Raw genomic sequence first — 21,379 nt, forward strand, 5'->3', positions numbered from 1 at the left:
AGGAGTGATTTTTAAATCTTATAATAGGGTTGCACCCAAAAAAAAGGTTTAATATGACTTTTCCAACTGTCTTGAATTCGAAACAAAAAGCTTTGCAAATAAATTTAGATCCCCAAATATATGGCTCTTTTGCTGAAATTGGTGCAGGACAAGAAGTTGCACGCTACTTTTTTCAGGCCGGTGGAGCTGCTGGAACTGTTGCTAAAACAATGTCCGCCTATGACATGAAAATGAGTGACTCAATATATGGTAAAGAAGAACATGGCAGATATGTCTCAGAGTCAAGAATGATACGCATGCTTGATCATGAGTATCAACTACTTTTAGAAAGACTTAGCACGAGAGGCCCAACATGCTTTTTTGCTTTTTCTGATACTGTTGCAGCGAAAGCTTATAAAGCGAATAGAAAATGTCATGGCTGGATGGGGGTCAGGTTTCAACATACTCCCGGAGCACCAGAGAGCCAGATACATATCCACCTTAAAATGTTAGATAACCAAAATATTCTACAACAAAAGGCCCTAGGGATCATTGGAGTTAATCTCATCCACTCCAGTTTTTTTGCTCGTGAAACAGAAGTTGAACTCATAACTGGACTAATGGATAATTTAACAACGGACCAGATTCAAGTCGATATGCTTAAGACTCAAGGACCTGCTTTTAAGAAATTAGATGACAGAATTCTTTCACTTGAGGCCGTAAAGGCCGGACTTACAAAAGCAGTTCTCTTTGAAACAACTGGATCAGTTATTCCTCCTGAAGAAGAACTTTATAGAAAACGTCCTGTTATATTAAGAGGGAGTTGGCGACCGCCTACTCTTGTTAACCTAGATATGCTCACAACTGGACATAAAAAAGTCCTTGAAGGTCTTCCTGAAAAAGATCAAGAAAGTATTATTATGCTCCCTGAAATTTCTATGTCTAAACTTTTAGAAAGAGGAGAGGTTGATCCCCAAGACTTTTTAGCAAGGATCGAACTCATTAACTCGCTCGGACATAGAGTAATGATTTCAAAATGTGAGAGATTTTCTGATCTCAACGAATATATGCTTGGTTTAACCAATGAGCCCATTTCCTTTGTAATGGGGGTTTATAATATGCAAGAAGTATTTGATAAATCTAATCATGAAAGAAACCCTTTGGGTATTTTAGGCGAAATTTCGGAACTATTTGGAAAAAGAACAAAAGTCTACCTCTATCCTGCCTATGTCGATGGAGTAAAAGTAGATACATCTAATTTTACAACTCACAAGCGATTTAAAGATATATTTAGCTATCTCGTTCAAAATGAACTCGTTGTTGATATCACAGACTTTAACCCTAACTTAATGGATATCTGGTCTAGAACAGTTCTAAGGATGATTCAAAATGGAGAAGAAGGTTGGCAAAAAATGGTTCCCAAATCCATAGCTAAAACAGTGAAAGAAAAGTGTCTTTTTGGTGCAGTATGTAATAAAGAATAGATAGCACGCTTTATTTAAGATTTTCTTTTTTTCTTAAAACAAAAGCAAAAATACCCGATAATTAGATTAATATTCAGAGTTTGGAGGCATATGAACACTCTTAATCCCAAAGATGTCTTAATTGTTGATGACGAGAAAGATATTTGTGAAATATGCAGTATGTATTTTGAAAAAATGGGAATATTTCGAAATATTTGTATGGCCCACGACGGAATTCAGGCCACCAAAATGCTCGATAACCAAAAATTTGAAATTATTATTTTAGATATCAATCTTCCTAAAAAAGATGGAGTAAAAATAGTTCAGCAATTTGGGCATATTCCCAAAAATTTGAAGGAATCAGTAATTGTCATTTCTGGAAATTTAGATGCACCTATACTTAAGGAAGTAATGAAAAATGGGGTTAAAAACTTTTTAGTAAAACCCTTTGATGAAAAATCTTTTATCACCAAAGTCGCCGAAGTATTAAAACAGGTCGAAGTCGCACGCAGGAAAAAGAAAGTTGCATAAAACTGAATATCCTAATCTCAAATGAGAATGCTGTAAATCATCTTTATAGACTATTAAAATGAGCAGTGGTATATGCTGTTCATGAAAAATCAAATACGGGAACAACTAAATAAAAATATCTCACGGCTAGTAATTAAAGTAGGCTCACTAGGTGTAACTCACTCAGAAGGCGGAATTGATAGAGACAAAATCAACAACTTGGCAGCAGATATTGTCAGGTTAAAAAAACAAGGTATTCAAGTCATTTTAGTCAGTTCCGGTGCGATAAACGCCGGGGTAAAATACGTTTCTAAAAAAGAAAAAAATTCTCTTAGTTTTGCTCAAGCTTGCTCTGCAGTTGGACAACCTCTACTTATGCATGCTTATCAAGAAGAATTCTCAAAAGAAGGGTTTCAGTGTGCACAAGTATTACTTACCCATGACGATCTTAAAAATAAAGCCCGATATTTGAACATTAGAAACACTCTACTTAAACTTTTAGAAAATAATGTTATACCGATCTTAAATGAAAACGATTCAGTGAGTTTTGAGGAGATTACCGTAGGCGATAATGATCAACTCGCAGCTGTAATTGCAAAGTCAATCTTTGCAGATGTACTTGTTCTTCTTTCAAGTACAGATGGACTTTACAATAAGGACCCATCTGAAAAAGACGCTCTCAAATTTGGATACGTAAGCATGGAAACCGACTTGGCACAAATTAAAACTTTCACCAAAACCAATGCTGGCCGGGGAGGGATGAAAACCAAACTTTATGCAGTTTTAAAAGTTGCAGACCTTGGAACTGATGTCATAATTGCTACATTCAAAAAAAATCAACCCATCACAAGAGCAATAACAGATGAAGAGGCCGGTACAATATTTGTATCTAGAAAAAATAACAAAGAAAATAGTAAGAAAATATGGATTACGACTACTGTTAAACCGGGAGCTATTATTAAGGTCGATGAAGGAGCATACAATGCTTTACTTAAGAATGCTTCATTACTTCCTATCGGGATAAAAGATATTGTAGGATCGTTTAAAAGAGGGGATTCAGTTGCTCTTAAATTTCAGCATAAAGTTTTTGCTTACGGAATTTGTGAATATAGTTCTAAAGAAGTTATTCAAATTGCTGGAAAAAAATCAAATCAGATTTCATCAATATTGTCAAAAGTTCATTCAAAAACTGTCGTTCATCGAAATAATTTATGCTTAAAATAGGGAGTAAAAATGACTACGCTAGATATTGCAAAAAATTCTAAAATAGCGAGTATAGAATTCAGATCCTCAAGTGCTGATGAAAGAAATTACGCCATTCGAGAAATTGCTAGATCTCTCACAGAACGAATGAATGATATTATTTCGGAAAACAATAAAGATGTTGAAGAGGCCAGAAAACAGGGACTCACTGATGCCATGATTGATAGGCTCACTCTGACTGAAAATAGAATTCAAGCAATTATTGATTCTGTCCAAGCAATTGCCGATCAAGAAGAAGTCGTTGGACAAATCATTTCTCAAAAAGAAGCACCAAATGGACTCAAAATTCAAAGACAACGAATCCCTTTAGGAACAATAGCAATGATTTTTGAGAGTAGGCCAAATGTAGTCATTGATTGTTCATGTCTGGCCATAAAATCAGGAAACTCCATCATTCTTAAAGGAGGTAAGGAAGCTAAATACTCAAACAATATCCTGAGTGAATTAGTTAGAGAAGCTATCTCAAGATATATTCCCAAAAATGTCGTTCAACTTGTGAGTTCTAAGGAGGCCGTGAGCGAATTACTCAAACTCAAAGATTATATTGATGTAGTCATCCCTCGTGGAGGAGAGAAGCTCATACAATATGTTTATGACAATGCTAAAATGCCTGTCATTGCTCATTTTAAAGGGCTATGCCATATCTATGTCCATAAAGACGCAGATCTAAAAAGTGCCAAGGAAATTATACTAAATGCCAAAGTGCAAAGACCAGGTGTCTGCAATGCTATGGAATCACTCTTATTACACCACGATCTTCCAAAAGATTTTGTAACTGATATAATTGAAACACTTCTGGGAAATGATGTAGAAATATTTGCTGATGAAGCTATTAAGTCAATTGATCAAAGAATTAAACTTGCAACAAATAAAAACTATGCCACTGAATATCTCGACAAAAAACTGTCAGTAAAAACTGTTGGTAATGAAAAAGAGGCCATTGAGCACATACAAAGCTATGGATCTCAACATACAGAGGCAATACTTGCAAAAGATGAAAGAGTCATCCAAGAATTTCAAAACAAAGTTGATGCATCTTGTATTATGGTCAATGCTTCAACACGATTTAATGATGGCGGAGAATTAGGTCTTGGTGCTGAACTTGGAATATCTACTACAAAATTTCATTCATATGGCCCTATGGGGGCCGCTGAAATGACTACAACTAGATTTGTCGTTGTTGGTCAAGGCCAGATTAGAGCATAGTGTACATCACAATATTTTAAGTTATGTTGGCAAGATAATTTATGATTTTTTTATTTTTAACTTCTATTTTGGCCAAGGAAAAGAAGATTAGATTAGATAAGTTTAAAACATCTAAATTGTTATAAAGGCCATATCTTTTTGTTAAGTTGTAAGATGAAAAATTAAAAGTATGAATGCTTCTAAGCTTTATTAAGTATAATCAAGTTACTTTTTCAAAATTATAAAATTAATTTTTAAGTAATCAAAAAATAACATTTGGTCTAATTATTGATAAAGCAAAAAAGGCCCTCGCGTTTAGGGCCTTTTTCGTTTATAGGGGGATGATCATCGGCATAGGCCGAATTTTTACTACATCTTTATTGGGCTGAAACCTTTTATTCCTTTAAAACATTTTGCTTCAACAAGGTTATTGAACTCAATTGCCTTAGTTTTCTTACCTTTTGCTAAGTCTTCTTCAGCTTCTTTTTTCCAAAGCTTCAGAATGTCATTGACCTCAGTCAAATCAGAGTTTTCGATCTTCGCTGTTAGCTTTTTCAGGATCCCATTTTCCCAACCTTGAACAATAATCCAATCAAATCCATGTTCTCTAAATTTTGTACCACCATTGTTTTTACCAATTGTAACAAGAGCATTGAAAAAATCTTCTTGAGCTGAATTCAATTTTCCATCTTCTTTCATTTGAAGAGTTGTGGCCATTCTTGATAGTTCTTCACTTTCAACACTTTGCTTAGTAAAGTAAACTAGATCTTCGTTTGAAAGTCCATGCTTTGGACCAAGGGATTTAACCGTTTCAATTAATGAATCTCTCGTAGTCATTCTTGGTATAGACATTGCTTTTACAAGTGATTTATTTGCTCTTGCTGAGTATGGTTCTTTGACTAGAACTTCTGTGTCAGAAATTTTTTGTACATTTCCAGCATTGTACTGTGAAGCACTCTTGGCAGCACAGCTTGAAGAAGCGCAACTGACAGCGGCCTCAATCTTAGCTCCCTTAGTAAGTCTTTTCATTCCAGATTTAAGAGTTTCAAGATCCCTTGCTGTAACATTTTTTTTGTCAGCGATCTTGTTTAAAATCGCTTCAACTCTCGCGTAGGTACCAAAATCTGATCCAGTAAAACTCACACCCTCTAATTTGTAGGATGACTCAAGTACTTGAATCACTTCGTTGATTGCTTTTTGAGAAAATTTTCCACTCAGTTCACCAATTTGCTTCACTGCTTTTTCGGCGAGTTTTAGTGAATATTTTCCAGGGACACTAAGTCCTTTAGCAGAACTCACGTGCGTTGTTAGAGAAAACACAACTGTTAAAATGGCCAGTAATCTGAACATTATTTACTCCTTATTTATTCAGTAATGCAAAAGATGCTATCACCTATGTTATTTGTCTAAAATATCAAAATCCAAATACTATATTTTTTACTCAATATGGTCAAAATTTGCTCAACAGAAACTGTCCAAATTTTAGATATTACTCACCCTCTTTGACGACTTTATAATCTGCTACAATATCTGACGGACGAGAAGTCATCTTTGAAGAATTTTGAGTTTTTTGCTCATTAATCCCATATTGCTTACCTAAATCTATAAACTTGGACCCAATGAGGGCCTTTATAAAGCGCCAAGCGTAGTAGAAAAACACATAAAACAGAACTAGTTTAATTAACATACCCATTTTTTCTCCCTAGACTTACGCTTTATACCAATTGTTTATGCAAACTGCAGGCCTAAAACATAGTCATTTCATTTATTAGGTGTTAAATTTCGGGAGTTTAAAATGATGCATGTAATATAAGACAGTGGAGATTTTCATGGATTCACAGGGATTTAGACCTGTTCATTGGGCAGAAATAACAGCAGAAAGAATTATTAAGCAGTGTGGTGAAAAAGAGGAATATACTCTGGCCAGTGGCATTACTCCATCAGGTGTCGTGCACTTTGGAAATTTTAGGGAAGTCATTACAGTTGATTTTGTGGCCAGGGCATTAAGAGCAAGGGGCAAAAAAGTAAGATTTATCTTTAGCTGGGATGATTATGATACTTTTCGCAAAGTTCCTAAAAATATGCCCAAACAAGAAGAGCTTGAAAAATGCTTATTTCGACCAATAGTTGATACACCAGATCCTTTTGCTGTTCATGAGTCATATGCTTCTCATCATGAAAATAACTTTGAAAAGCAATTAGAAAGAGTAGGGGTAGAGGTAACGCCAATTTACCAGGCCCAGAAATACCGTAAGGGAGATTACAAGGAAGGGATTCGCAAAGCACTTCACGAAACAAGTAAAATCAAAGAAATACTCAATGCTCATAGAACTTCTCCTCTAGATGACAGCTGGTTGCCTGTATTGGTCTACTGTAGTTCTTGTAATCGTGACAGAATAAAATCGATGTCCTTTAGTGGTGATCATATTCTCTCTTATGAATGTGAACTTTGTGGTCACAAGGGAGAAGAAGATTTAGATACGACTTCAAGGGTGAAACTCCCTTGGAGAGTTGATTGGCCAATGAGATGGGCCTATGAAAAGGTTGATTTTGAACCAGGAGGTAAAGATCATTCTTCTCAAGGAGGATCCTATACGACGGCCAAAGAAATTGTAGATAAAATTTTTGGTTTTAAGGCCCCTATTTACTTACAATATGATTTTGTTTCTATTAAAGGAGCAGGTGGAAAGATGAGTAGTTCATCAGGAAACCTTGTAACTGTTAATGATGTTCTAAATGTATATGAACCTGAAATGATCAGATGGATTTTTGCAAGTTACAAGACAAATATTGATTTTGCAGTCAGTTTTGATCTCGATGTGATTAAAACATATGAGGACTTTGATAGGCAAGAGCGTCTGGCCTATGGAATAGAAATTGGAAATGATAAAAAAGTCACAATGGCCCAAAGAGTATTTAAACTTTCACAATTAAATGCGCATACTGAAGATCTTAAACCTGAAGAAATGCCTTTTCAGCCTTCATTTCGACACCTGACAAATATTTTACAAATAAATGATGGTGATATATCAAAGGCCCGTGAGAGTTATATCAGCGAAATCAAAAACGAAAGAGATGAGAGACGCTTCACGCAAAGAGCAAACTGTGCACTTTTCTGGTTAGATAACTATGCACCTGAGGAGTTTAAGTTTACCATTAATAAAGAGAAGGTAAACATTGAAATTAGTGCGCAGATTACTGAGTTCTTGACAAAATTAAAATCCACAATTGTCCAAGATTGGGAATCATTTCAAACGGATAAAGATCTCCATGAAAAAATCTATGAATTAATTAAAGAGATTGGAATAACTCCGGAAGATGCATTTAAAACTTTATATGAGTTATTAATATCAAAGGAAAAAGGCCCTAAACTAGCTGGATTTATCCGAACTATTGGCAGAGATAGAGTGTTAAATCTTTTATAATTTTTCTAGAAGTAGATACCAAGTTCGGCCGAAAAACTCACCCACGAAAAAGTAAGGGATCTCCCACTAGCTGATTCAGTGTCGTACAGTCGTTCTCTTTTTGATGGAAGTATATTATAGGACATTTTAGTTCCGATATGAAAGTGTTTTGTCCATCTATAGGCCATAGCATAATCGGCCCTGTACCCAATACCGCTATATTTAAGTTCCCTTAAACTATCATTGATCATACCATAGGTCATAAATACAGTCGCATGCTCAAAAAACTTTAGAGAATCGAACAATTCAGTGAGTAGATTAAATCGATAACCCATACCAATTCCGCCATACAAAAAGGTTTCTTGATCATCATCTGCACGAGGATTGGCACCTTCAGAATCAGAATCACCTGTTGGTGTTGGGTTTTCAGCTACGGCCTTAAATTGTGCGCTTAAGGTTTGAATAAAACCCTCAAACCAAAAATTTGAAGTTTTTCTAGAAACTGTTAATTCAAATCCGTTTAGAATCATAAGCTCAACAAGACTCGAGTTTACATGGTAAGCAATACTTGCTTTCCAAATATCATTACTAACGTCATAAGGTCTTCCAAGAATTCCCGTATCATAGTCCATAGTACGTAGTCTTAACTGAGCATCTTCAACGAGGTGCTCTTCAATTGTGACTTCCTCTTTCAAGGCGTAGTCTTTTTCAATAATTGGAAGTGGTTGTTCTAGTTGTTTATCGAACGCATCTTTTTTGGATTCGCAAAGGGCCAATGAAGAAAGAAAAAAAGGCCAGAGTATTAAGAGAATTGTTTTCATGTAAACATGAAAACATATTCATATATGGAAGTAAACAATTAAAGGGGATGTGCAGAGAGTCAACTATTTGATCCCAAGTTTAGAATTCAACTCTTCTTTACTAAGTTGTCCTTGCTCGACAGCTAGATTGACAAGTATGAGTGCTTTTTCAAATTCGCCCCTTTCACTTGAGTTTGCAAGAGTGAGATCGAGGTGTTTTTGTTTTTCTATGTTTGAGAATTTTACAATTTTTTTGAGTAAATTAATTGCTTCAATTGTTTGTACTGAAATTTCAGGTTTAACTTCTTCGCTCATGTATATTCCTTTTTTCAGACATCATAATCATCGACGAGTTTAAATTCAAGGTAAATTTTAAGAGTAGGTTTTGCAAATAGTGAAAACCTACTCTTAATTTCAAATGAGGTAGAGGATTTCATTTCGTTTTTTCAAAAGAAGAAGCATTAATATATTTTTATGATCATCAAACTGTGTTGAAATTCCGTCATATTTTGAAAAGATTTTAATAATTTCATGTGCTTCATCTTCAGTATGTTTGCTAATTCCTTGATAAAACTCTTTTGAAGGTACTCTTCTAAGAAGGGCCAAAGCATGAGGGTCATTATCTTTTATAAGCTTTTTAAAAGCATCTGGTCCTTGTTTTATAATATTTTTTCCATATTTATCTTTTCTTTTGATCAAATTAAATAGATTAACAAGTGGCCCTTTGTTTTTACTTTCGAGATATTTATAAGCATTAGTTGCGACGTCGTCTATGAGCTTCTCATTGTGCTCCATTAAAAGAGTATTTTCTTTTTCAAGTTGATTTAATATGGCCAGGTCTTCTCGAGCAATGTTTTTTCTTCCTTTTGAAGCAATGAATTCAATTTTATTTTTATTTTCAATAATTCTTTTTTGAATAGTTTCCTGATAGGCCTTCACGACTCTGTCTGATAGTTGAAAATGCCCACTACCCCCAAGATAAACTTCTTTAGCTGCCTTTTCAATTTCGTTTAAATCCATAAGATAGTTTTTTGCACTAGACATTCTTTTAAACATTACTCTTTGGGCCCAAGTATTCATATAAATGAAACTTTGATCATTGAGAAAAGCTCTTAATGGTCCAAAAAACATTGATTTTTTGCCTGTGGAAAAATATTTTTTCACAGCATCAGGGACAATGTAATCAACAATAGTATTCAATGTTTTGGGTATATATCTAAACAGTCCTAGCATTGGAATTCTGTTTGATTGAGCAACACCACCTTGTGCCGCCATGAAGTGTGGTATATTTTTTGGGGATATGCGGACATTAACCATTACTTCTGAGAAATTATGATTTCTCTCAAGTACTTCTTTAAGTGCAGATTTGTGAGTCTGGCCATTGGCAATCATGGACTTTACTTCGTTTCTTAGTTTTGTGTAATGCTTATAGTCAGTTGCCAATTTAAGATTTTTCTTTTTTAGCCAAATATTAAACTTGGCCCTCCATCTTACCAACCGGGAAGAATCCTTTATCTGTTTCTTAAACTTTTGGTTAACGGCCTTGGCCTTCGTTACACGTTTTTCTATTTTTAATGTGTCAAGAAAGTGATCAAAATATTTAATATCGTCGTAAAAATACTTTGCAGATTGACTTGCCCAGCTTTCTGCGATTTGAGCATCACTGAGTGAATCAACAAGTTTGCTAAAACTTTTGTTCCAATTTTTTCCATCCTTCACAATTTGATAGATTGTGGGGGCAATATCAGTCTTACCGATGAGGGCCAACGCTTGGTGTTTCATTGAGTATTCGTGCGCGAGTCTCTTGTAGATTTGCTTTTCTTCTTTCCCAAGTTCTCCTGCTGCATTTTTAAGACCTAAGATGTCTTTTTTTATGAAGTTTCCTTTTAAGCGCAATGCTCTTGCTGCTTTAAAAAGAGGATTGAGTAAAGTTATACTAAAGAATATTTCTAAATAGACGGAGCGGTAGCCTTTTTCCATAAAACCACCTTCTGCACCTTCAACACTAGAGTGAGGGACAATTCCAAAGCGTTCAAGCTCTTTCATATTTTCCGCAGCTTCTATTCTATCCCAGGACAATAAGAGTTGTGCTCCTGTGAAGAAAACACCTGTTCCAATCAATAAAAGAGACCAAATAAGCGCTGGCACGCCTAAAACAGCACCAGCAGAAAACGCGGCCATCAGGAAAAAGATCTGTAATGGAAGAGTTGCAATTGTTCGATTAAATTCTTCATCTGTCATATCGCTAAGTCTTTCTTGGATAATTTCCATTTCTTCAACGCCATATTTTTGAGAAACTTCTTTTTGGGCCGGGATAGTCGCATAGTAAAGGTTTTGAAAGTCTTGATCTCGAAATACGTGATTAAAATCGCACAATCTTTTAATGCTAGTAGGTCTCATTTGTTGTTGTTTATAAGCAGACTCTCTCATTAAATGTCTATATAGGGGTCTTTTAATTTGATTATCTAACTTCATGATATACATTTGTGCGATTTCACTAGTGTATTCTTCGGGTTTGACGTTTGGATTATCATCAAACCACTGCTCTAATTTCTGGAGTTGAACTTTAGGGTCTTCAATATGTCTTAGTTTATAGATATCAAGCACTGCTAACATATCTATAAATTCAGGTTGTTCTGCAGTGGCATTGTAGGCCTCTTTGGCCGCTGAATTGTCTAAATCATAAGTAACAGAGTCAAGGGCCTTGTCAAAATCTTTTTCTTCAAAGAGGTTTGAGTCGTTAATATCAATAATTTTCTGGTAGGCCAGTTTATCATTGTCAAAGGGGGTATGAAAAAGTCCTGCGTACTGGTTGTTAAATTTATCAATAGTTTCTTGCCACATAGAAAACATATCGCGTTCAGAGAGTACTTCTTGGGCCATCATTGGTTGTAGGGGACGATCCATTTTTGCGACATTGGTATATATTTTATTCCAAAGACGCAAAAAACCTTCAGTGGGATGAGAATTCAGAATTTCTTTGTTAAGCTGAAAGAAGGATAATCTTAAAATCGCCCACCGATTATTCACTGAAACCTGTTTTCGAACAGCAATCTCTTTGTCGACTCTTGGACTCGCTCCTAGAGACTGTTGTAAAAATTTATATTCAGATATTTGAGCTTTCTTTAATAAATCATTTTCTTGTAATTTTTTATAGATAGATTTAATGTAAGGATAGACTGATTTTATTGCTCTGATTTCAGAAGGGTGAGTATCAAAATTATTTTCTTTATTCAAAAAAGGTAAGAGCTTACGATAAAGGAGTTCTGCGATTCTTTCTCCATCATTTTCAGTTTTTCGTTGCGAATTTTTTCGGGCAATTTCACCATTACAGATCTCAAATATACTATTGTTCCAAGAATTATGTTTTGACTCTTTACAGGTTTCTCTGAGGATTGAGTAAAAGCGTTCTCTTCTCTCAGATGATTTAAATTCAGCATTTTTTAAATTGAGATTCTCAAGTTCATATGCAAGAATTCCAAGTGGAGTTCTGATAAGCCAGGCGGATGTGTTCAGTTCTGGTAATTTGTAGCTTGTTCTATTTGATTCAAACTCATTTAGATCATTTGCAAAATAAATTTTCCAATCAAAGAGATTATCTTGTAACTGTGTAAATCTCTTAAATAGAAATTCGTTATGTGAATAGAGGGGATCTGCTCCAGTTGGATCAGAGATTATCCCGTTCTCATCCGTTTCACATTCTGGAGTACTCTCAGATTCACATTTGCGTTTTATATCAGTAAATTTAAAGATATCTTCAATCTGAGCAGAGAGGTAGTTTAGTTCATCTTTTGAAATTGATGTTTTAATGACGTTCTGACCTTTATATTTTTTAAGCTCATCATCTTTTCCTTCATTTCTGATGGTAATAATGATTTTTGATTGTAGAATTTTGCTGGCCTGATCAAAATGGTTAATATCATCTACGTTTGGGAGAATTCTCGACTCATCACTATTATCAAAAATAGCTCCTCCTTCCCAAAGGTATTCTGCAAGTTGTTTAAATATTGAGTCATGCTTGGCAAAGGCACTTACACCTTTCCAGGCATGGTCATAGACATACATAGGTCTAAGGCCTGAGATTTGTCCGTATTGTGGATTTTCAGGATCTAGTTTGAAAGAGGCATCTATTCCCATACTTCCCATTTCAGCGTCTGCACCATATTCTGTGAATGCCAACTCAAAGTTTGGCCCTAAGAGGGCATCTATAAAGAGTTCTTGTTCCTTGGGATCTGTTTTTAAATTAGTGTATGGAGCGAATCCAGGAAGTCCTCCTCCGTCAACTGTCTGGCAAGAATGAGGAATTTCAATTCCTTTTTCTTGTTCGGGCATTATCGTATTATAAAAGTCCAGGGCATTTAAATGTTTATTAATTTGATGAAGTTTTAAACTTCTCATATAGTGGTGATGTGAGCCTATGCGGAGGTATGATTTTGCTCCTTCTCCACGAGTTAAATACTTTACAGTGGGAGCAAACTCTATTAAATGCTTATCTTCAGTTTGAACAAGTCTAAAACGTTCAGAATTTTCAAAAATTCGTGTCAATTTTTCTAGTGGAAGTAAATCACTTTCTGAAATAATGTCTAAAAATTGAATGGCCTCTTTTGCTCCAATAATTTTTTTTTCCATCATTAAATCGAGATATTTTTCTTTAAATTCATCAATGTCTTTTTGAGAAATTTTGCCACCTTTGACTTTTAAATTATCTTCGGCAACTGTAGCTAAAATTTTGGATATTTTGTCTTTTTCTTCCTTGCTTGCATTTAAAAAAGCATTGGACTTAATGATATTATTTTGTGCAGTTTGCATAAGTCCTTTGTAAGTCATTTGATAAACATCCTCGACGCTCATTTGGCGAATATCCCACTTTAGATTGAGTGATTTTCTTAACTTATCCATGTAACGATAGTTTTCTTTTTCAATCCAAAACTGGTTTCTTAGATCCATGAAGGGGAGGTAAACGTTATCAACATAATTGGCCAAAACTACGAAATAAGTATCTTCGAGTGTCTCCTTGTAGGTTGAAAGAAGTTGCTCAACCATTTCTTTTGCAGTTAACATCATTTGATAGAGCTCTTGAATATCTTTATCTTTTTGAGGAACTACCCAGAAGTAGTAATCATCTGTCCACCAATCTTTCATCTCAGTTCTATCGGCCATGAGGTACTGTTTTCTCAGTTTTGGGAAAATATTTTTAGATTTTTTAAAATTAACTTCACCTTTTTCAACTTGATCTTTTACTTTCTTGAGTTCGTCTTCAATAAATTTATCTTTGAGTTCTTTGCTTTTAAAATTAGCTACGATTTCTCTATATTTTCCATCCTCATCCCTTATAAGATGCTCTTGAGAAACATAGGATGTGTAATCAGTAATGGCCCCCATGTGGCCATATGAAATTTGAATAGGGGTTAGTTTAAATTCAAAGAGATTATCTATGGGGTTCTCTTGTACAGGAATTCCTGATTTTTTTGCCTTAAATCGCAAAATGGCCTCATGGGATTCTTGTCTTATGAGTACATTGATGAATTCTTTTCTCTTTTTTGGATTATTTTCAACTTCTTTAAGATAATTTATGCGCTCTTCAGCATCCGCTAGCTCTGAAAACTTCTGACTTTTATCACCGATGTCCCTATTTTCTTCTTCTTCTGTACCAAAAAGTTTGATGGCAATTTTTTGGTACTGTTTCATTAAGCGATCATGCAATAGATCTACAGGTTTTTTTGTTTCATCATCAGTAGGTTGGTAATCTTCGTTTGGTGCACTATAGACTGCTGGAGACAAAGAGATAAGTCCCAATACAGGCCATGCAACTGATTGGGCCCAAAAAAGGTGAGTAATTGTGAGTATCAGATACTTTCTTAAGAGAGAATAGAACACTATTTACTCCTTGCTGCCCAAACTTTAGACAGTTTATCTCGATTTAAACATTAATGTCTGCTATCTAGTAAAGATTACATAGATGCAGTATTTTTGAATATTGATATGCGAGAAAGATGCCAGTTTTAGAGTAAATCTTGAGCTATTTAAAGAAATAAATTTGAACTTTGAATTAGGATGCCATTTTTTTTACTATAGAGTCATTGCTTTGTTCATCAAGTCCAAGAAATTTGTCTAGTGACTTTGAAAAATTATCAATTTTTTCTAATGATTGATTAAAACTAAGGGCGCATTTTTCGTTTTCTTTAACAATGCTTAACGTTGATTGGGTGATTGAGTCCAGATTTCCCATAGCATTGTTAATCTCACTCACACCTTTTTGATTGTTCATTGGAGGCAGTGGAAATTTCTTCAATAGTTTTATGAAATAGGCGAGACTAGTCGATTATTTTATCGATAATAAATGTTGTTTTTTTTCCTAATTCGATTCCATTATCAATTTTATTTTTAGTCATTGAAGTCATTTCGTCAATTCTTAGCTGTGAATTGGAAATGATCTCATTCACTTTAGAGATACTCTTATCAAGCAAAACAGAAATTTCTTGCGCTGACCTTCCACTCATCGCGGCCAAATTTCCGACTTCTTCGGCCACTACTGCGAAACCGCTGAATGAAACCTACCCAAAACTACTCACGTAATTCTGGTGTTCATTCAGCGGTCAAATTCACCGATAAATATATTACCTTCCTGTGGGCCCTTAATTCTAGGACATAAAGACGAAACAGTTGAAGAAAAACTTAAGAACTAAAAATTAACAATAAATCATAATATAAATTAGCTCATTAGGATAAATTCAGGAAGAGGCCGATTTGTTTTATGATGATGGATATGTATTCCAAGTTCTTTGGCAGCAGATAAATGTCCAAAAGTGTCATCAATAAAGAGCGTTTCACTTGCTAATAAATTGTTCTCATCTAGGATCTTTAAGAAAGCATTATGATCAGGCTTTCTCAATCCAAAAATATGCGAGTAATATACTTTTTCAAAGTTTTTTTCAAAAGTTGAAAAGTTTTGTTTGGTTTGAATAATTTGTATGAATTTATCATAGTGAATCATATTGGTATTACTTAATAGAAAAAGGCGGTACTTTGAAGATAATTTTTGAAGTTGATTCAATTTGACTTCAGGTACATCTAGCAGCATTGCATTCCAAGCTCTATCAAAAATTGTAAAGTCATTTGGTAGTTTTAATGCACTTATTAATTCTACGCGGAAATTTTCGGCCGTTATTTTTCCTGTTTCAAAACTGTCAAATAGACTACTTTGCTTGTGTTGTGAATAATAATCTTTAAAATTTAAAGCTGAAAGATTTTCAAAGGCCTTCTCCGTAAGCGAGTAATCAATGTCTATTAAAACTCCGCCAAAGTCAAAGATGATATTTTTAATATTTGAAATACTTTTCAAATTCTTCCGGCCCGCAAGTCTGCAGCATATTTTTTAATTTGTTCCTTTAGTTTTGGGGCCAAAATAATATTTGCTGTAAGGTTGGGAATGGCCATGAGTCCCAAAAATGCATCTGAAAAATTAATTATTGTATTGAGTTCTGTGACTGCACCAATCGCTACAAAAATAACAAAAATAATCTTATAGACTCCAATATATTTGTGGCCAAAAAGAAATTCGACCCCTTGTTCACCGTAATATGCCCAAGAAATAATTGAAGAAAATGCAAATAGGACAACTACGAGTGTAATCATCAAGTTTCCAGCTTCTCCGTAGAGTGTACTAAATGCCGAAGCTGTTAATGCTGCTCCTTGTAGACCTTGAGGATTAGACCATACTCCAGTGATAAGAATGACAAGGGCAGTTAAAGTACATACGACAATTGTATCTATAAAAGGGCCTAACATTCCGACAAGACCTTCTTGTATAGGTGAGGATTTGGCCGCTGAATGTGCCATCGCTGCTGAACCAAGACCAGCTTCGTTAGAAAATACTGCCCTTCTTACACCTTGTATAACAACTTCTTTAAATCCAACTCCGAGAAAACCACCAACTGCGGCCGTACCACTAAATGCATCTGAAAATATACTGACAAGAAGTTGTGGAATGGAATGAATATTTGCAATAATAATTCCGATTGATCCAAAGAAATAAATTATCACCATGACTGGAACTAATTTTCCTGCAACGTTTCCTATACGTTTTATTCCACCAATAAGAACAATTGCACTTAAAGCAGCGAAAAAGAGTCCGGTTACAATATTTGGAATACCAATTGATTTAGAAATCATACTGGCCATTTGATTGGATTGGAACATATTTCCTGCGCCTATTGCCCCAAATATAGTTGAGAATGCAAAGAGATAGGCCAGTGGAATAAATTTACCACCAAGGGCATTTTTTATTGTAAACATTGGTCCACCATGCATTTGTCCATGATCACCTTCTGTTCGATAGATGAGGGCCAAAGTAATTGATGAGAATTTTGTGGCCATTCCAAGAAGGCCTGCGACCCACATCCAAAAAACTGCTCCAGGGCCACCACTTGTAATGGCGACGGCCACTCCTGCAATATTTCCTAAACCTATTGTTGCTGATAGAGCAGCACATAAGGCCTGAAAGTGAGTGATTTCTCCGATGTCTTCGGGTTTGTCATATTTGCCGACTGTAATATCGATAGCATGTTTAAAATATCGAAACTGTGGAAGGAGGAAGTAAAATGTAAAAATGAGACCTGCGCCGAATAAGAGATAGACCATAGGGAGACCCCATACAAGGCCTGCAAATTGTTCTGATATTTGAAATAGTTTATCAAGCATAAACCCTCCGTAGATTAGCAATTTTCTAAGCCTAGCAACTTGGCCCTTAAATGCCAATAATTTTCATCCAGTATTTTTAAGAGATCGAAAAATTGCATGAGTTTATTTACTATGCTTAAATATTTTTAAGAGGTTAATTTGAATTTTTGTTTGAGAATATATTTATTTTTTCTATTAGGGGCTGTCCAGAATTCCCGGCCTCGCATCAAAGTTTTAACCATATATAAGCACATGCCAAAGAAAGCATGGATTTGTAATTTCTTTTGAGTTTATCAAACCTAGTTGCAATGGACCTGTAGTGCTTCAACCTAGCGAAAATATTTTCTACTTTATATCTTTCTCTGTAGGCCGTTTTGTCTAAATTAGTGTTTCCAATCTTCGAGTTTTCTTTCCTGGGGATTACTGGAATTGATTTTGTTCCTCTGATTACCCAACGAAGATATTCACCATCATACCCCTTATCAGCAATAGTATAAGTACTATGAGGAGTTCTTTCTATAAGTTCTGGTGCCATTTTTATATCATGAACTTGCCCCTCAGTAATTTCAAAATCAATTGGATTCGCGTGAGAATCAACAACCATATGTATTTTAGAACTATTGCCTCCAGCTGTTTTTCCAATACCACTCTCGGCGTCCTTACGTGCACCACAAGCATGTTGATGAGCTTTGACTACACTTCCATCAATAATTTTCCACTCCATATCTGGTTCAACTACAAGTTTCAGAAATATACTCTTTAATTTGTCGTACTTGGACCAGTCGTTAAATCGCGAATACACTTTTTTCCAGCTCCAGTGCTCTTGTGGCAAGTCTCTCCAGGGGCATCCAACTCTCATTTTGTACAAGATTCCTTCTGTGGTATGTCGAAGATCAGGCTTGTCATAGATGCCATTTTGAGACATTATTGGCCATAACTTCGACCAAAGCTCATCTGTGAGCATTAATCGAGGCATAAGTAAGTCCTTTGTTGTTTTTTGCAAATCAATTCTAAGGACTTACTTTCAATTATGCATACGGCCCTGAGTCGAATTCTGGACAGCCCCTAGTATCATCTCTATATGGACAGGTCTGCCTTGAAAATATTTCAAAAGTTACAATGGGAATTAATAATTCAGTTTATAAAAGAGATATAAAAGATGTCTCTGATGAGATTGCTTCAAAGTATGATGCCGAAATAAGTTTTGAAAAATATATTTGCGCAGATTATAGGCCGCAGTATGATTTTGCCTTTGGACTGGGCGGACGCATATTACGAGTAGACATTGAAGGATCTAAATCTAAGCTACTCATGTCCATTTGGGGAAGTAAGTTCATAGGGCATATGAATTCCGCTGAGTTTTGGATTGAGAACAAAGTATTTCAAGACATAAATGGTATCGATTACAATCATACAAACTACTTCAATCAAATTCATATGACGCTGAAATTTTATGTATTAAATGAGCTAAAAAGTGATTTATTTTTTTATTTGAAATTGGGGTCCGTCTCAAATCTTAGCGAAGATCTTAAAACAGGGCCAAGTGTTGGTTTAGGTGTTCATTATCTTCAAACTTTTAAATATAAAAATCATTTTGACTTTTCTTTAACTTATAATAATTACGAAGTTAATTACGAAAAGGATAGTGTCAATCAGTCAAAATTTTCGTTAAATATAGCATATTTATATTAAATTTTTTTTAAAGAGGTGAGCTATGTCAAATCTAGTAGATAAGATACAAGCACAAAAAATTGGGGATGTTCTTCATATGTTAGTTGATAATTATGAAAGAAATCCAGATGGACATTTTGTAAAAGCAAATTTGATTTTAAATAGTGGAAATAGTGTGGCCGGAGTAGTTATTAAAATTGAGGACGTTGAAGGGTACAAGAACATTGTGATGTGTGAAAATCCAATGGATGAAAAAATAATGAATCTTACATTTCTTCCAATGTCTCAAGTCATCGGCCTTCATTTGTCCAATGCTCAGTTTATAGCTCCTCAGTTAAGCAATGGAAAGATTTCACGAGTTCCTGGAGGAGTAAGTGAAATTACTAATTTGGATTGTAAAAGAAAGTTGCAGATAATTTGGGATGAAATAAAATCAGAAGGGCAATTAAACACAGATTTTAATGTAGATTGGAATACCTGTACAGATTCAAATGAACTCAGATTTAATTTGCTCGATGTTGCGAAGGCCGTAAAAAAATCTATATTGAAAATAGTTGAGGATGATTACGGAGCTGAAGCTTTTTCTCAGATAGAAAAATTTATTGTGTCAAATGGCGCTGATAAAAATATGAAGATCCATAAAAATGGATCTGAACTTCAGTTGCAATTAAACTTAGAGATGATGTTACCAAATAAGTTGAATGAAAAAATTGAAGAGTCATTAAATTCAGTTTTAGGTTGATAGTCATCATTTTGGGGCAGATAAGTTCTCACATTTTTTTAATAAAAAACTAGATTACTTTCTTGAAACGTAGTATGTTTCAAAAAAGGATTGCTATGTCAGAAGATGTTAAAGAATGCCCAAAATGTCAGTATCCATATTGTTATTTTGATTCCTCATTATGGATTTGCCCTGAATGTTCTCATGAGTGGAATCCAAATGAAGTGTCTGAAGTAGCAAGTTCTTTTCAAGATGCATTTGGAGCAGTACTTGAAAATGGTGATAGTGTTAAAACGATTAAAGAACTCAAAGTTGGTAAATCTGTTATAAAATCTGGAACAAAAGTAAAAAATATCCGCCTTCTTGATGTTCCTGTAAATGACCACGATATTTCTTGTAAAATTGATGGAATTGGGCAGGTCTATTTGAAGTGTTCTGTTGTCAAAAAGGCATAGGTCGTTGCCTAACTGTACAGAAGACATGCTGATCGTTTCTCAATGAACTCACTTAGGCCACTTTTATCAACAATTGTTCTAAGTTCTTTTTTAGTGCCATTGTTTTCAATCCAATTTCTTATTTTGCTTGAGCCATTTATTAAGTCGATGGCCAATCGATCATGTTCATATTCATACGGTTTTTCATTCCAAATAAATTCTTCCTTTAAATGCTTATAGAAGTTTTTCATTAGATGTTGTCCAAATTCCCAAGTCTTTGCACAACGAGGATCTTTGACTTCTATAAACACACCTCCACATCCAGTGTGTGCATGTTTTTGAAACATAGGGTGAAAGTGGATGGGTCTACAGGCCAGCCCATTTCTAATTTCTTCATCAATTTCATTTTCAAGTTGTTTGCAAAATGAATAGGCCTCAATTTTTGGGAATCCAATTTGTTCAAGTGCTCTGGTCGTACCCCGGCCCTCTGAGATATGACAACCTTCAAATAAAACACTACCGCAAAAGACATAGGCCCCATTTGGAGTTGAGAGATTCGGAGAAGGATTTGTCCATGGAAAGAGTAAGGAATGATAGACAGTATTTCTATTCCAATTTTCACATTTGATTACATGCAGATCAAGATCATCTAAAGAATGATATTTTTGAGTAAATAGTGCTATTTCACCCATGGTCATTGCATGGCGCATCGGTATTTTATGATGACCTACAAAGGAATGAAATTCTTTTTCTAGCACATTACCCTCAATAAGCTCTCCTCCAACCGGGTTGTGTCTATCTAAGATTATTACGCGTATTCCTGTTTTATTTAACTTCTCTAGAAGTAGCCCAAGTGTAGATATGTAAGTATATACTCTCGTTCCTACATCTTGTAGATCTATAACAAAGGTGTTGATATCTTTAAGCATATTGTCAGTGGGGATTCTAGTTTCTCCATATAAAGAATGAACCGGGATTCCAAAATACGGATGTATATAATCATAAGTTTCAATCATATTATCTTGCACATCACTTACAAAACCATGTTGCGGCCCAAATAATTTGATAAACCTTTTTTTAAATAGCATTTGGAAGATTTCAGGAGCAGTTTGGTAGTCTTCTGTAATTGAAGCATTGTGACAAAGAAGGGCAATATTTCCTACACACAAATTCTGTAAACTGTTGCTTTCTTTAAGTCTTGATAGTGCTGGCCTTATTGTTTTCATAGATATCCTTATTTCTATTGTTTACTATTGGTTTTGATTGAGTA

General features: G+C 34.9%; 19 protein-coding genes. 8 read left to right on the plus strand and 11 right to left on the minus strand.

Annotated elements, in window-relative coordinates; translation table 11 throughout:
• The first annotated feature begins 71 nt into the window (after positions 1-71).
• From H6622_13625 to H6622_13640, 4 genes are all read left to right on the plus strand, one after another.
• Positions 72-1,463 carry a TonB-dependent receptor gene (locus H6622_13625; GenBank protein ID MCB9062557.1) on the plus strand — a complete coding sequence of 464 codons (1,392 nt, stop codon included), beginning with the start codon at positions 72-74 and terminating at the stop codon, positions 1,461-1,463.
• 90 nt (positions 1,464-1,553) lie between these two features.
• Positions 1,554-1,973 (plus strand): response regulator, encoded by a 420-nt coding sequence (locus H6622_13630; GenBank protein MCB9062558.1) that lies wholly within the window; start codon positions 1,554-1,556, stop codon positions 1,971-1,973.
• 81 nt (positions 1,974-2,054) lie between these two features.
• A complete protein-coding gene (proB, locus tag H6622_13635) occupies positions 2,055-3,176 on the plus strand; it encodes a glutamate 5-kinase (protein ID MCB9062559.1) in 1,122 nt (373 codons plus the stop codon).
• Between the two features lie 9 nt (positions 3,177-3,185).
• Positions 3,186-4,421: a glutamate-5-semialdehyde dehydrogenase gene (locus H6622_13640; GenBank protein ID MCB9062560.1), complete on the plus strand. Its 1,236-nt coding sequence runs from the start codon at positions 3,186-3,188 to the stop codon at positions 4,419-4,421.
• Positions 4,422-4,769: 348 nt separating this feature from the next.
• Here the strand turns inward: H6622_13640 and H6622_13645 are convergent, their stop codons facing one another.
• Together H6622_13645 and H6622_13650 are read right to left on the minus strand one after the other, a co-directional pair.
• The gene (locus H6622_13645; protein ID MCB9062561.1) at positions 4,770-5,750 is read right to left on the minus strand and encodes a hypothetical protein; all 981 of its coding nucleotides are present in this window, start codon (positions 5,748-5,750) and stop codon (positions 4,770-4,772) included.
• Positions 5,751-5,889: 139 nt separating this feature from the next.
• Positions 5,890-6,093 (minus strand): hypothetical protein, encoded by a 204-nt coding sequence (locus H6622_13650; protein MCB9062562.1) that lies wholly within the window; start codon positions 6,091-6,093, stop codon positions 5,890-5,892.
• A gap of 136 nt (positions 6,094-6,229) precedes the next feature.
• Here H6622_13650 and H6622_13655 point away from each other — a divergent pair, with 136 nt between their 5' ends.
• Positions 6,230-7,825, plus strand: coding sequence for a lysine--tRNA ligase (locus H6622_13655; GenBank protein ID MCB9062563.1), 1,596 nt, complete (start codon positions 6,230-6,232; stop codon positions 7,823-7,825).
• A gap of 5 nt (positions 7,826-7,830) precedes the next feature.
• Here the strand turns inward: H6622_13655 and H6622_13660 are convergent, their stop codons facing one another.
• The 8 genes from H6622_13660 to H6622_13695 form a co-directional block, all read right to left on the minus strand.
• Entirely contained in the window at positions 7,831-8,625 is a 795-nt protein-coding gene (locus H6622_13660) for a hypothetical protein (GenBank protein MCB9062564.1), read from the minus strand.
• Positions 8,626-8,688: 63 nt separating this feature from the next.
• On the minus strand, positions 8,689-8,919 hold the full coding sequence (locus H6622_13665; GenBank protein ID MCB9062565.1) for a hypothetical protein: 231 nt from the start codon (positions 8,917-8,919) through the stop codon (positions 8,689-8,691).
• 99 nt (positions 8,920-9,018) lie between these two features.
• Entirely contained in the window at positions 9,019-14,481 is a 5,463-nt protein-coding gene (locus tag H6622_13670; protein ID MCB9062566.1) for a hypothetical protein, read from the minus strand.
• Between the two features lie 172 nt (positions 14,482-14,653).
• Positions 14,654-14,872 (minus strand): hypothetical protein, encoded by a 219-nt coding sequence (locus tag H6622_13675; protein ID MCB9062567.1) that lies wholly within the window; start codon positions 14,870-14,872, stop codon positions 14,654-14,656.
• A gap of 46 nt (positions 14,873-14,918) precedes the next feature.
• Positions 14,919-15,134, minus strand: coding sequence for a hypothetical protein (locus H6622_13680; protein ID MCB9062568.1), 216 nt, complete (start codon positions 15,132-15,134; stop codon positions 14,919-14,921).
• 182 nt (positions 15,135-15,316) lie between these two features.
• On the minus strand, positions 15,317-15,946 hold the full coding sequence (locus H6622_13685) for an HAD family phosphatase (protein MCB9062569.1): 630 nt from the start codon (positions 15,944-15,946) through the stop codon (positions 15,317-15,319).
• Positions 15,943-17,304, minus strand: a complete 1,362-nt coding sequence (locus H6622_13690; GenBank protein MCB9062570.1) for a sodium:alanine symporter family protein — start codon at positions 17,302-17,304, stop codon at positions 15,943-15,945. The genes H6622_13685 and H6622_13690 overlap by 4 nt, the downstream gene beginning before the upstream one ends.
• Before the next feature lie 205 nt (positions 17,305-17,509).
• Entirely contained in the window at positions 17,510-18,259 is a 750-nt protein-coding gene (locus H6622_13695; protein MCB9062571.1) for an IS5 family transposase, read from the minus strand.
• Positions 18,260-18,402: 143 nt separating this feature from the next.
• On the opposite strand from H6622_13695, the gene H6622_13700 reads away from it, so the two are divergent.
• The 3 genes from H6622_13700 (at position 18,403) to H6622_13710 (ending at position 20,130) form a co-directional block, all read left to right on the plus strand.
• The gene (locus tag H6622_13700; GenBank protein ID MCB9062572.1) at positions 18,403-18,975 is read left to right on the plus strand and encodes a hypothetical protein; all 573 of its coding nucleotides are present in this window, start codon (positions 18,403-18,405) and stop codon (positions 18,973-18,975) included.
• A gap of 22 nt (positions 18,976-18,997) precedes the next feature.
• A complete protein-coding gene (locus H6622_13705; GenBank protein MCB9062573.1) occupies positions 18,998-19,696 on the plus strand; it encodes a hypothetical protein in 699 nt (232 codons plus the stop codon).
• 95 nt (positions 19,697-19,791) lie between these two features.
• The gene (locus tag H6622_13710) at positions 19,792-20,130 is read left to right on the plus strand and encodes an alkylphosphonate utilization protein (protein MCB9062574.1); all 339 of its coding nucleotides are present in this window, start codon (positions 19,792-19,794) and stop codon (positions 20,128-20,130) included.
• Between the two features lie 8 nt (positions 20,131-20,138).
• Here H6622_13710 and H6622_13715 read toward each other — a convergent pair whose 3' ends face one another.
• The gene (locus H6622_13715; GenBank protein ID MCB9062575.1) at positions 20,139-21,335 is read right to left on the minus strand and encodes a DUF1343 domain-containing protein; all 1,197 of its coding nucleotides are present in this window, start codon (positions 21,333-21,335) and stop codon (positions 20,139-20,141) included.
• Between the last annotated feature and the right edge of the window lie 44 nt (positions 21,336-21,379).

The organism is Halobacteriovoraceae bacterium (assembly GCA_020635115.1).
Taxonomy (GTDB): domain Bacteria; phylum Bdellovibrionota; class Bacteriovoracia; order Bacteriovoracales; family Bacteriovoracaceae; genus JACKAK01.